This is a genomic window from Paraburkholderia sp. Ac-20347 (assembly GCF_017104805.1).
Classification (GTDB): domain Bacteria; phylum Pseudomonadota; class Gammaproteobacteria; order Burkholderiales; family Burkholderiaceae; genus Paraburkholderia; species Paraburkholderia tropica.
Window position 1 is genome coordinate 1 of sequence record NZ_JAAGPN010000019.1, and the last position, 11,820, is coordinate 11,820.

At 61.6% G+C, this 11,820-nt stretch carries 12 protein-coding genes; 2 read left to right on the forward strand and 10 right to left on the reverse strand.

Annotated features, from left to right (window positions below):
- A partial coding sequence (locus G3N97_RS05800) for a hypothetical protein (protein ID WP_205992346.1) occupies positions 1-189 on the reverse strand: 189 nt, incomplete at its 3' end.
- Positions 190-222: 33 nt separating this feature from the next.
- Between G3N97_RS05800 and G3N97_RS05805 the strand changes: the two genes are divergently transcribed.
- Positions 223-510 carry a hypothetical protein gene (locus G3N97_RS05805; RefSeq protein ID WP_205992347.1) on the forward strand — a complete coding sequence of 96 codons (288 nt, stop codon included), beginning with the start codon at positions 223-225 and terminating at the stop codon, positions 508-510.
- A gap of 130 nt (positions 511-640) precedes the next feature.
- On the opposite strand, the gene G3N97_RS05810 is transcribed toward G3N97_RS05805, so the two are convergent.
- The 3 genes from G3N97_RS05810 to G3N97_RS05820 form a co-directional block, all read right to left on the reverse strand.
- Positions 641-1,030 carry a hypothetical protein gene (locus tag G3N97_RS05810; RefSeq protein WP_205992348.1) on the reverse strand — a complete coding sequence of 130 codons (390 nt, stop codon included), beginning with the start codon at positions 1,028-1,030 and terminating at the stop codon, positions 641-643.
- Between the two features lie 644 nt (positions 1,031-1,674).
- Positions 1,675-2,481 carry a hypothetical protein gene (locus G3N97_RS05815; protein ID WP_205992349.1) on the reverse strand — a complete coding sequence of 269 codons (807 nt, stop codon included), beginning with the start codon at positions 2,479-2,481 and terminating at the stop codon, positions 1,675-1,677.
- Between the two features lie 287 nt (positions 2,482-2,768).
- Entirely contained in the window at positions 2,769-3,611 is an 843-nt protein-coding gene (locus G3N97_RS05820; protein WP_205992350.1) for an SDR family oxidoreductase, read from the reverse strand.
- Between the two features lie 99 nt (positions 3,612-3,710).
- Here G3N97_RS05820 and G3N97_RS05825 point away from each other — a divergent pair, with 99 nt between their 5' ends.
- Positions 3,711-4,088: a heavy metal-responsive transcriptional regulator gene (locus G3N97_RS05825; protein ID WP_205992351.1), complete on the forward strand. Its 378-nt coding sequence runs from the start codon at positions 3,711-3,713 to the stop codon at positions 4,086-4,088.
- Between the two features lie 52 nt (positions 4,089-4,140).
- On the opposite strand, the gene G3N97_RS05830 is transcribed toward G3N97_RS05825, so the two are convergent.
- From G3N97_RS05830 to G3N97_RS05855, 6 genes are all read right to left on the reverse strand, one after another.
- Positions 4,141-5,079 carry a hypothetical protein gene (locus G3N97_RS05830; protein ID WP_205992352.1) on the reverse strand — a complete coding sequence of 313 codons (939 nt, stop codon included), beginning with the start codon at positions 5,077-5,079 and terminating at the stop codon, positions 4,141-4,143.
- A 277-nt stretch (positions 5,080-5,356) separates the two neighbouring features.
- Positions 5,357-6,844, reverse strand: a complete 1,488-nt coding sequence (locus G3N97_RS05835; RefSeq protein WP_241030410.1) for an efflux transporter outer membrane subunit — start codon at positions 6,842-6,844, stop codon at positions 5,357-5,359.
- Positions 6,841-7,923, reverse strand: a complete 1,083-nt coding sequence (locus G3N97_RS05840; RefSeq protein ID WP_241030411.1) for an HlyD family secretion protein — start codon at positions 7,921-7,923, stop codon at positions 6,841-6,843. The genes G3N97_RS05835 and G3N97_RS05840 overlap by 4 nt, the downstream gene beginning before the upstream one ends.
- A complete protein-coding gene (locus G3N97_RS05845; RefSeq protein ID WP_346778020.1) occupies positions 7,916-9,640 on the reverse strand; it encodes an MFS transporter in 1,725 nt (574 codons plus the stop codon). The genes G3N97_RS05840 and G3N97_RS05845 overlap by 8 nt, the downstream gene beginning before the upstream one ends.
- Positions 9,641-9,847: 207 nt before the next feature.
- Entirely contained in the window at positions 9,848-10,756 is a 909-nt protein-coding gene (locus G3N97_RS05850; protein WP_205992353.1) for a LysR family transcriptional regulator, read from the reverse strand.
- A gap of 96 nt (positions 10,757-10,852) precedes the next feature.
- Positions 10,853-11,740 carry a LysR substrate-binding domain-containing protein gene (locus G3N97_RS05855; RefSeq protein ID WP_205992354.1) on the reverse strand — a complete coding sequence of 296 codons (888 nt, stop codon included), beginning with the start codon at positions 11,738-11,740 and terminating at the stop codon, positions 10,853-10,855.
- Positions 11,741-11,820: the final 80 nt, after the last annotated feature.

An 11,820-nucleotide genomic window follows, 5' to 3' on the forward strand; every position in this document is an offset into this window, starting at 1 on the left:
GTTGAACGAATAGAAGAGCTGGTTCTGCACGCCACCCTGATGACCCATCATGACGTATCCCCCGTCGATCGATGTCTTCCAGGATAGCGAACAATCCCAGCGGCGGGCGAGTTTTTCAACAGAATCGACCATGAGCAGACACTGGCACTCAATGCCGGCAACGTCGACAATCCGACGACGGAGCACCACTAGAAATTCCCTCGACAAGGGCGGAGAAAGCGAATGGAAGATGGGTTGATAGCAATCGACGTCGCGTGGAAGCACGACTTCGACGCGGAGCCAGTCCGTCTCGTGTCCGTCCTCGACCGGAATCGCTATGAGATTTGTAAACTTGAATTCTTTCGCGACGGGCGAGTTGGATTTGCAGACGAAATGCGATCGGCGTTGGGGACACAACTCGGATTGCTGCCGGTGCCCTCATTGACCGAGATAAACGCCGACCTGCAGTTCGAAGCACAGGAAACGACGATAAAAGCGTTCGAAATGCTGTGGTCTCGCCTTGTGACGTGACTGATCATTCCAGCTGACTTCGGCCAACATGGGGCGTTCAACGGGATCGCATGGATCGTCGGCAATCACAGGCATTGGTTACGGTCAATGATGTCTAGATGCTTTTCGGGCGGTTCGAAGTGCACTCAGCTCAGAAGCCCGGCGCAGGTCGCCAGTGAACATACGCCGGGAATGAAGCGTTATTCAAGAACGCGGAAAATATGTCGATGACCTGCGTCGACATAAACCATTCATCGGAACGCATCGAAATGTTCCCCGCCCGAAACGCCAATATGGTTCCGTCCGGGAACACTGGATTAGGCTTGTCGTGGAAGGCTCTTGAACGCGTCCTCGTGGTGGCATCAAAATGTTCGACCATGCAAGTGACGCCGCCGCCTGCAATCTGAACGTAACTTCCGTGCGCATCCGTAAGAGATGCGTACGAAGACGGCCCATAGCTGCGCAATGCCTTTACTGCACGGCCAATCTGGGCCGTCGTGGGAGCTGAAATACCTACCTTTCCCTCAATCTCGAATTTCATTGGCCGATGCGCTGGTCGAGGCGTATGGAGCATGAACGTTATCCTACCAGCGCGGTTAGCCGCGCACGTTGAACGGCCGCTTTGGGGAAAGTCGAAGGTCCGAAACGGGTCGCTCTCTGCCTCTCGCCTCGCCCGCGCCCGTGGCCGCCCCCAGATCAGGGCTAAACGCAGCAGCGCTGCTGCACGTTCGATGACGCCAAGACCTGCTGACTCGCCATCTCGGTCAGCGATAGCAAACGAATCCTGATCTGCGGCGGCTGAAATCAGTCCCGCTGCATCGGAAAGAGGAAGTCGGCCTTCATCGCCGCGCCTGCAATTTGACCAACGCCCCCAGCGCCGGAAGAGATGGCCTCTCGTCCCAAACGTGCGCGGCCAGGAGGACGGCGACAACCTGGGCTTCAGCGGTCACACGTGAGTGAGCGGCTGCAAGATGCCGGCCCACTGCAATCGTTGCTGCTGCGTGATCGCGCCTTTCGTGCCCGCGCCGTGCAACCGCTGCGAGTCGCCGCTGCTGCTCGAGTCGCTCACTTCGGCCGACGGTCACGCGAATCCGCAACCCGATTTGTGTTGAAGTCCGCGCTCAAGCCCGTCATTGCCGCCTGGTTCCGAAGGCGAAAGATGTTCGCCATTCCACAACTGCTTCGCTATTGCCCAGAAGCTGCCACGGGTGCTTGAGCCACGCCAGACGCACCCGTCGCGACAGACGCTGACGCAGCTTGCGCAGCACCGGCTTGGGCCGCCAAATTCTGAATCTCCTGCGAACAGTCATCCGAGGGGACGACATGCGCTCGAGCCAACAACGTTTGAAGCCCGTTGATCTTTCGCTGATCTTCAAGCAACAGAGATTGGCATTGAGCCTGCACCTGCTCCAACCCCTGCCGATCCAGAATCGACTGAAGATGCTTCGCCATCTGCTCGCGGTCTTCCACATTCGGCACCTGGATTCCGAGCACTCGCAAACTCGCCAGGACCGCAGGTTGGCACGCGCCAGTGTAGTTCAACACCTGATCGCAGACCGGAGGCAGGACCCACGTGGGAGCAGTTCTGGTTTGCGTGGCCCACTGCTCTTGCACCATCGACGCCCTTTGAGCATGGCGAGCCTCGCCGTGGCGCACAGCGTGCTTGTGAAACCGCACACGATGAAAATATCTACGCCCGGCCACGTGGCCCGACACCACTCGTGGGTGTTTCACGCGTTCCTCGTGCTCAGCGCGTTCCCCGTGTTTGGAGCGCCCAATATGCCGCGCGTGCTCAGACTTCCGGTATTCGTGTGACCGCGCCGTGTTCATCGGATGACGGGATTGCTGGGCGTGGTGCGCCTCAACGTGATGGGCTTCAGCGCCGCGATTGACCTTGGTCCCCGTGTTCGCATAGGCGACCTGAGCCACCAGCGAGCACCCCATGATCACCGCTACCGCGTTGATTCCCGTTCTTTTCCTGTTGTAATCCACTCCCCGTCCTTTCATTCCTTGGGCACAGCTATGTGTTAACGGCAATCTACGGGTAGTCTTTAATCTTTTGTCCCGTTGAATACCTCGAAGCTGACATGACAAGGCGAGAGCGGCGCGACTACATGATCATTCGAAATAGACCGCTCCATTGCTGAACATTCTTACGCGGCCTTAACGACGAAACCATGAGTCGCTGCCAAGAAAAAATGGCGAGGCACGCCCGTCCCATGCCCACCGGTTTCAGTCTTCGGTAAGCAATTTCCCGAAAGCGCGCCTTTATCGATCACTTAAGGAAGGGGAATCTGGCCGGCCGGACGAGCTGCTGCAAGCGCTCTGTCTCCCCGAGGTCTGAGGATTTTAGCAACGAGTCGAGCAGCGCCTTGACGGCTCAAGAGCCTCGGCAAATTGGCCAGCAACCGGTTTTTCACGCCGACAACCCGGTGACTCCTGTTGCGATCGAGAGCCCAAAATGCCTCCTTGATGACGGCCTCAACGGGCATCGGCGTCCCGACAGCGGCCTCTTGAGCGCCAACGACATCAAAGAAGCCGGTTTGCGTCGCGCCCGGACACAATGCGACAACCCGCACGCCTCGATGCCGGTTCTCCGCCCACAACGCCTCTGAAAATGAAAGCAAAAATGCCTTTGTGGCACCGTAGACAGCCATGTAAGGATCGGGCTGAAGTGCTGCCGTCGATGCGACGTTGATGACGACACCATCGGATTTGATCAGCATCCCTGGCAATACGAGGTGCGTCAGCGCAACCGCGGCCATGCAGTTCACCAGCACTTCATCACGTTGACGCGACAGGGGGATGGCTTCAAAGCGCCCATATGCCGCAAAACCCGCATTATTGACCAGTACATCGACGGTCTTTCCTGACTCATTGAGGTGGTCCGCGATTGCGTCTACGGCACCGGAAGTGCTCAAATCGGCGGTCAAAAAGTCTGCGTCGCACGCATAATCGCGTCGTAATTCCTCGGTGAGATCGCGCAGAGCGTCGTGGGAGCGCGCCACCAGCAGAAGTTTGGCGCCCTCTCTGGCGAAGGCGAATGCAAACGCCCGTCCGATGCCGGACGATGCACCGGTGATGAGTGCGGTTTTTCCGCGAAAGTCATAGCGGCTAGTCATGGCGTACTGCGTGAGTGGAAGAAGGAAACGACTGTAAACCGTTGACTATAGGCCACGGTCAAGCCCTAATGTGGGTTCACGAATTCGGATGGAGGCAGCATGCTTATTGGCGAACTCTGCAAACAGGCGGGCGTTTCTCGCGACACGGTTCGCTACTACGAGAGAATGGGGCTACTGGACAAACCAACGCAACCGCACGCGACGAATACGTACCGACGTTATTCCGCGCTTTCATTGCAGCGGATTCGCTTGATTGTCCACGCCAAGGCGCTGGGTTTCACACTGGCGGAAATTCGCGATGTCGTCGGCGTTTGGGATAGTCCGAGTTTCGATACCGCGCAGAAAGTTGCCTGTCTTCAGGCCAAACTCGAAGAGCTTGACGAAAAGAGCGCTGCGTTGCACGCACTACGCACAGGGTTGCTTAACGCCCTGGATAAAGTTGGCGGTGAGTGCATTGACGTTGAAATAGCGGAGTGAAGTTCGGCGAGCGGCGCTATCTGGCTCGCATCGAGCACGATGCGTCGCCATATCAAGCCCCGCTACGCCCACAATAAATCTCGAAGAGCGCCCGAAAGAACCGGTCATAGGCGGCCGATCGCGGGTCACGACGCACCGATGCACGCAAGCTCACCAGTGGCACACCTGGCGTGTAATTTCGCCCTCTTCCCAAACCCCTGGTCCAACTCTCGCCCCACACCTCACCAACGGCAGTCAGGCTATTCGCGTTCCGTGCGATATCGATCTGTGCATAACACCAAAGCTGCCCCCAGATGTTGGGCCAAAGGTTTGCCGGAATCTGCATCCTCGAATGCTTGATCTCGACAATGATGACTTCCGAGAACCGTGCGTTGCGGTAGACCAGATCCGGAGACGCTCGCAGTGGCTCGCCATTGACCTTCAAACTATCGATGGTGAAGTAATCCACATGATCGCGATCGCGCACATGCAAGCCGTTGTGAATCAGACGCCATTCCGAATCAATACTGCGCAGAAATCCGTTGTTGACGCAACAGGCTGCCTTTGTTCGCCTCTCGAGAATCTCCGGCTCCATTGCCTTGCCGCGCTCGCGATCTTCATCGTCGCCAAACGCTTTGCCGTAGAGCGAATAAATCCACTGTGAGAATGCGGAAACCGTCGCTTCCGGTTTTTCCGGTCGCATTTTTTGCGCATGTCGAAGAAACTCGGACGGCACCAGCTTGAATGTCGACGAAACGGGACCGTCTGGCACACGCTTCACAACATCCTGAGCGAAGGGGATTCCGACTATTTTGTCCTTCTCCAGGGGATCCTTTACCAATGCCGCGCCGAAGAGCACTTGCGCACGTGCCTCTGCCGCCTGCCGGTCCATGCGATCGAGACCGCGAGATCCTTCAGGCCAAAAATTGACAGAACGCCGTGAAGGCCGCTCCGGCCCAACCAGCGGCGGCGGCTCTTGTTCCTCTTCGTCTTCGTCGTCCCAATCGCTCATCGGCCTGTCTCGATTCAATGCACTTCATGCGCCGCTCACGGCATCGCCGAGCGCGATCGTTCCAATCGCGCGCGGTAACGCACCCCGGTAGATATTGTAGTTACGCGATATCCCATTGCACGCTTCTCTACCTTTTCCACGTCTCGCTGGCGAACCCATTCGTGAATTCGGAGTCATTGTATGACGTATGCTCGCTTTCGGACGCACCTTAAAGCACACACGCAGACGAACGAATCGTTTCCACTCCATTTGATTTACTCAGCGCGACAATAAGCGTCTATCCAGCCGGAAACGTCGTTTCCCAACCGCCGCCCAGCGCCTTGAACAGCGTGACCAGCGACACCGCCAACTCCGTCGAACTCGCCGCGTACGCCTGTTGTGTGTGCAGCAACGCTTTCTGCATGGTCAGCACATTCAGGAAATCCGTCGCGCCGGCAACGTACTGGCGTTGCGCGTTATCGAATGCGATCCGGTTCTGTTCGACGGCTTCGGCAAGCCGGTCTCGCTGCATTTGACGTGTGCTGTAATCGCTCATTGCATTGTCGACCTCGTGCCATGCACTAAGCACTACGCGCTGAAAATCGATCGCCGCTTCCTGTTGTTGCGCCTCGCGCAGCGCCAGTTGCCCCTTCAATCGACCGCCGTCGAAAAGCGGCACGCTCAATGCCGGGCCGAAGCCGAACATACGCGAACTCCACGTATCGAGATCGCCGAAATGCATCGCCTGCAAACTCAGGTTCGCCGACAAGGTGATACGCGGATAGAAGTCGCCGATCGCCACACCGATGCCCGCCGTGGCCGCATGCAAGCGCGCCTCGGCCGCGCGAATGTCGGAACGACGCTCGGCGAGTTCCGACGGCACGCCGGCCGGCACCCGCGGAGGCAGCGGCGCAATGACGGCGTCGGCGAACAATTCGTCTTCGAGCGCGCGCGGCGGCGCGGCCATCAGCAGGCTCAATGCATTGACGAGATGAACACGCTGATTATCGAGCAGCGGCAATTGCGCTTCGATCGTCGCGACCTGCCCCGCCGCTTCCGCCATCTCCAGATGTGAAGCCACGCCATCGGCAAAACGAATGCGCGTCAGTTCGAGACTATGCCGCGCGATATCGAGGTTTTGTTCGACAATACGCTGCTGCGTCTGCACGCCGCGCAGTTGCAGGTAGTCGCTGGCCGTTTCGGCGAGCGCTGCCAGCAAGACATCCCGACGCAGATCGGCGCTCGCCTCGACGGACGCATCGGCGGCTTCGTTCTCGCGCCGCACGCGCCCCCACAGATCCAGCTCCCACGACGCATCGAGACCGGGTTGCCACACGTTGTAGTCGTGCTTCCCATCGAGCCCGGAAATGTCGAGAAGGCCGTTCTGACTCGATCGGGCGTGCTGGTACGACGCGGTGCCATTCACCGACGGCCCGGCATCGGCGCCGGTGATGCGACGCGCGGCGCGAGCCTGCATCAGCCGCGCACTGGCCGCCTTCACATCGAGACTCGACGACGCCACGCGCGCGATCAGCGACGACAGTTCGGCATCGTGAAACGCGTCCCACCATTGCGGATCGAGCGCGCCGTCGACGATTTGCGACGTGGGGGTTCCGCTGGCTGCCTTGGCGTTTTCCGTCGCGATCGAGCCAGCGCCATGCCATTGCTCGGGCAATGCCGCCACCGGTCGATGAAAATCGGGGCCCAGCGTGCATGCCGCCAGGCTCAGCTCCAGTACCAGGAGCACACACGCGCCCGAGAGGATGCGCAACATCGGCGTATTCATCGTGCAGCGACCTCGCCAACTTTGTCTGCGTGCGCCTCGGGCGTGCTGTCGGTTTGAATCGTGGCTTCGACCGACATGCCCACGCGCAGTTTTTCCAGCGTTGCCTGGCCAGCGTGCAACACGATCTTGACGGGAATCCGCTGCACGACTTTCGTGAAGTTGCCGGTCGCGTTATCGGGCGCGATGGCGGCGAACGTCACGCCGGTCGCAGGCGCGAAACTTTCGACGATGCCCGCCAGCACGACGCCGGGCCAGGTATCGACGCGAACTTCCACGCGCTGGCCAGGATGAACGTCGGTCAGCTGCGTCTCCTGGAAATTCGCCACCACATAGGCCTGTTGCAGCGGCACGACCGCGAGCATCGGCGTGCCGGGCGTCACATAGGCACCGACGCGAACCGCGCGTTGCCCCACCACGCCGTCGATCGGCGCGACGATACGCGTCCACGACAGATTCAGTCGCGCGGTGTCGAGCGCGGCTTGCGCCTGCTGAAGCGCCGCGTTGGCGCGTTCACGCTGAGCCGTCAGCACGCCAACCTGCTGCCTCGCCGCCTTCAGCCCGGCGTCGCTACGCGAGACGTCCGCGCGCGCCGTATCGCTGCGGGAGCGCGCCTGTTGCGCGTTCTGCTGGCTGCCCGCGCCATGCTGCGCGAGATCGCTGTAGCGCGCGTAATCCGCGTTGGCGAACACCGCGCCGGCACGCGCGGCCGTCAATGCGGCGGCGGCCTGGTCGATCAGCGACTGCTGCTGGGCGATACTCGCCGACACGTTGTCGATATTCGCCTGTGCGGCCGCAACGTTCGCCTGCGCCGCCGCGACGGCCGCCGCGTAATCGCGATCGTCGATCTGCGCGAGCAACTGGCCTTTGTGCACCACCTGGTTGTCGTCGACGCTGAGCGTGCTGATCTGGCCGGCGACGCGCGGCGCGACCACGGTGAAATCCGCGCTGACGAATGCGTCGTCGGTGCTTTGCGCGGAGGCATGCATCACACGATAGGCGCACGCCGCACAGAGTCCGGCCACTAAAACGGCCGCCGCGATGACGAAGTAACGTTGAGTTGTCGATTTCGATTCAGACATGTGTCGGAAGTTTTGCTGTGTTGGAGTGTGCGGCCGTCATGGCCGACGCGATGCTCTGTTCCGGTTGAGGCGCGGGGACAGCGGCAGGTGCGGGACGCGGCGGAAAAACGCGCGTGGGCATGAGCGGAATCAGCACGATCAGTCCAAGCGCGAGCCAGCCCATCAGGCGAAACACATCCGCCGACGCAAGCACGAGCGCCTGATCGTGAATCCGTTGGGCAAACAGGCCGCGCATTGCATCCGCACCGAGATTCAGACGCGCAGCGAGATCGTGCTGCGCGAGCATCAGGGCTTGCGTGCGGTTGCCGGTCTGATCGATCAGCACGTTCGAATGAACGTGTTCGCGCATCGTCGTCAGCCCTTCTGCCACGCCCGCGCCGACCACGACTGCAAATCCCTTCACCGTATTGAACCAGGCCGACGCAAACGGGCCTTCCATCGGCGTCATGCCGTTGGTTGCGAGCATGAGCAGCGGAATCACCGCCATCGGCTGCGCGGCGATCTGCATGAGTTGCAGCGCGTAGAAGTTGCCGCGCGTCCAGTCGCTGGTCATCGAACTGCCCACGAAACACGTCAACGCGGTGAGCCCGAGTCCGCCCGCCAGCACCCAGCGGCAATCGACCCGGCGGTTGTTGCACAACGCTGCCACGGCGGGCAACGCGACCAGTTGCGGCAGCGCGACCCACAACGCGAGCGGCGCGCTCTGCAAGGGCCGATAACCCTGCACCTCGGCCAGATACGCGGCCGGCACGCCGGGCACCGCGACGAGGATCAGCAGCATGCCGCCGAGTGTGATGAGCGCGAACGAGAGGTTGCGTCGCGCGAGCAACTGGATCTTGAAGAACGGCAGCGGATGAAACCATTCGTTGACGAGAAAGAGCGCCATCGACGCAATGCCGCCTGCGGCCAGCAGACAGATCAGCGGCGAATCGGTCCAGCCGAGCCGCGTGCCCTGCTCCAGCGCGACCACCAGCATGCCGATGGCCGGAAAGCCGAGCAGCACGCCGCGCCAATCGAACTGGCGAAACCGTTCGAGCCGCAACGGATCTTGCGGCAGCCCCCAGGCGACCATGCCGATCGACAACGCGGCGAGCGGCACGATCTGCCAGAACAGGAAGGGCCAGCCGACGTACTCGGTCCACAAGGCCGCCAGCGGCGTGCCCAGATTCGGCGCGAATGTCGCCGTCAGTGCGTACGCGCCGAGCCCGTACAGCTTGATGGCGGGCGGCAGGAAACGCAGCGCGACGGTCATGAGCATCGGCGGCAGACAACCGCCCGCGAGACCTTGCAGCGCACGCAGCGTCAGCAATATGTCGAACGACGCGAACGATGAAGCGAACGACGCAGCGAACGGAAACGCAATTCCGAGCAGTGCGAACGCCGCGACGGCGCCGATCGTGAAGCGCCGCAACGAGAACGTTGCCGAGCACCACGGCGCGAACATCATCGCCGCAACCTGCGTGACCTGATAAGCCGTGCTCAACCAGGAACCGTGGTCGACGCTGAGACCGAGCGCGCCGCGAATATCGGGCATCGCGACTTCGATTACGTGGTCGTTAAGCTGCGCGATCACGACCGCAATCAGCACGCCGACAAGGCCGACAATCACGCGCGCGGTAAAGGCGGGACCGGCGGCAGCCTGGGAAACTGCGGGTTTTGGCGAGCCGGATGCGGCCTGGGTCGCGTGCTCGCTCACGCGCACCGCGGATCCGCTCACGCTGGCCGCCTGTCATGGCGTGGCGCGAGGAAATGGCGCACAACGCGCCGGGTGGCATCGGCGCATACGTCCGCTGCGGATAAGAACTTCATGAAGGCTCCGAACGACTTGATTTCGATGGAGCCAGTCTAAGAAAAACGTTGCATGCCGAAAATTGCAACGTTCGCAATCCAGCCGTGTGCTAGACGCACTGCTTGTTTCTGGTGATCAGGCTTGCGCAGCCGCGCCGCAGACGTCGCGCACGACGCGTCGTAGCCACTGATGCGCGGGATCGCTCTGAAAGCGGGGATGCCATGCCTGAATCAGAACGATGGTTTCCAGCGGAATCGGGATAGCGAATGAGCGCACCCGCATGCCCAGCCCTTTCGCCGCCGCGACGACGTGCTCGGGCAGCGACAGAATCAGGTTCGAGCTGCCCAGCGCAAACACGCCCGATTGAAATGACGGCACGACCAGCGAGACGGTGCGCCGCAAGCCGAGCGCGTCGAGCGCATCGTCGATCGGACCGGCGGTGCGGCCCCGGCGCGACACGCTCACATGGTCGCAGGACGCGTATCGCTCGGGCGTGATGTCTTCGTCGAAGATCGGGTGATCGTCACGCGCCAGGCCCACGAAGGTCGTCGTGAACAGCGACTGAACGTGGACGTCCGGCCCCAGCGGACGCATCGCGCTGATGTAAAGGTCGGTCTTGCCTTCGAGCACGACGGACGGTTCGGTGTCGCTTTCCGGCTGGAAACGAAGCACCGCGCGCGGCGCCTCCTTTTTCATTCGATCCAGCAGGTCGGCTCCAAACGAACTGGTGAACGTGTCATTGGCGTGAAGATTGAAGTGCCGATCCAGCGTGGCGAGGTCGAGCGCTCGCTGGGGTTGTAGCAGTTTCACCGCGCCTTCGACCGATGCACGCACCTGCTCGCGCAAGGCGAGCGCGCGGGGTGTCGGCACCATACGGCGGCCGATCTTGACCAGCACCGGATCGCCGAGCGTATCGCGGATCCTGGCGAGCGTGCGGCTCATTGCGGGAGCGCTCAGGTGCATGCGTTGCGCGGCGCCGACGACGGAGCCTTCGTCGAGCAAGGCATCGAGGGCGATAAGGAGGTTGAGGTCGGGTAGCTGCATCGCACGCAATGATTGGGGTTAAAGCGTGCAGTGTGCATCAGGTTGGCGGGGTTTGCTGTGGAACGAACTTGCGCTTCGCAACACGCCGCTCGCCCCTCACTGCCGCGCCGCCACCATATCGAGCAGCGCGCGTGTGCCCGCCGAGCGATCGTAGGCGCGCGTCGCGATCACCACTTCGCTGTAGCCGTTGGCCATGTCGAGCGGCTTGAACACCGCGCCTTCCACCTGGAAACGCGCGAGCGTGCGCGGCACCACGCCGACACCCAGCCCGGCCGCGGCGAAGCTCACCACGCCGAGCGAATCGGTCGTGCGCAGCACGTTCTTCGCCACGAAGCCGGCCTCCAGACACAACTCCTGCACCCGATGCCCGACGCCCACGCCGGGCGGGTCGTCGACCACGATGAGGCGGTCGTCGCCGATATCGCGCAGCGCCATGCGCCGCCGTTTCGCACAGCGATGATCGTGCGCGAGCACGACGTCGAGCGGCGTGCGCGAAAACGGCGTGATACGGATCGACGTCGGCAGCGCGCCCGGCGGAGAGCGCAGGAAAGCCACGTCGATACGCTCGTCGGCGAGCGCGGTCATCTGCGCCTGAACGGGGATGCCGCGCAGTTCGAGTTCGACGTCGGGCCGCGCCTGCGCAAAGCGACGGAGCAACGCGGGCAACTCCGGCTCCAGCGCCACCGAGTTCGCGTACGCGATGCAGAGCTTGCCCAGTTCGCCGCGGCTCGCGCGCCGCCCCGCCAGCACGGCGGTTTCCGCCTGCGCGAGCGCCTGACGCGCGTAGTCGAGAAACACCGCGCCCGCCGACGTGAGCTCGATGCCGCGCCGCACACGCTGGAACACCTTGAAACCCAGCTGCGTTTCGAGCACCTTCATCTGCTGCGTGACAGCGGGCTGCGCAATGCCCAGACGCTCGGCGGTGCGCCCGAAATGCAGCTCCTCAGCCGCGATCACAAAGGTGCGGAAGTTACGGAAGTCCATGACCGCCCCGGTTTAAAAATAAGATTATCTTATCAAAATCGCCGGTTTTGATTGATTGATTCAATCCACCTGGAGGGGTC

Bases quoted from the DNA above. Each gene is read 5' to 3' on its own strand.
- G3N97_RS05840 (WP_241030411.1), bottom strand. From the start codon at position 7,923: ATGTCTGAATCGAAATCGACAACTCAACGTTACTTCGTCATCGCGGCG.
- G3N97_RS05805 (WP_205992347.1), top strand. From the start codon at position 223: ATGGAAGATGGGTTGATAGCAATCGACGTCGCGTGGAAGCACGACTTC.
- G3N97_RS05850 (WP_205992353.1), bottom strand. From the start codon at position 10,756: ATGCAGCTACCCGACCTCAACCTCCTTATCGCCCTCGATGCCTTGCTC.
- G3N97_RS05825 (WP_205992351.1), top strand. From the start codon at position 3,711: ATGCTTATTGGCGAACTCTGCAAACAGGCGGGCGTTTCTCGCGACACG.
- G3N97_RS05855 (WP_205992354.1), bottom strand. From the start codon at position 11,740: ATGGACTTCCGTAACTTCCGCACCTTTGTGATCGCGGCTGAGGAGCTG.
- G3N97_RS05820 (WP_205992350.1), bottom strand. From the start codon at position 3,611: ATGACTAGCCGCTATGACTTTCGCGGAAAAACCGCACTCATCACCGGT.
- G3N97_RS05810 (WP_205992348.1), bottom strand. From the start codon at position 1,030: ATGAAATTCGAGATTGAGGGAAAGGTAGGTATTTCAGCTCCCACGACG.
- G3N97_RS05835 (WP_241030410.1), bottom strand. From the start codon at position 6,844: ATGAATACGCCGATGTTGCGCATCCTCTCGGGCGCGTGTGTGCTCCTG.
- G3N97_RS05830 (WP_205992352.1), bottom strand. From the start codon at position 5,079: ATGAGCGATTGGGACGACGAAGACGAAGAGGAACAAGAGCCGCCGCCG.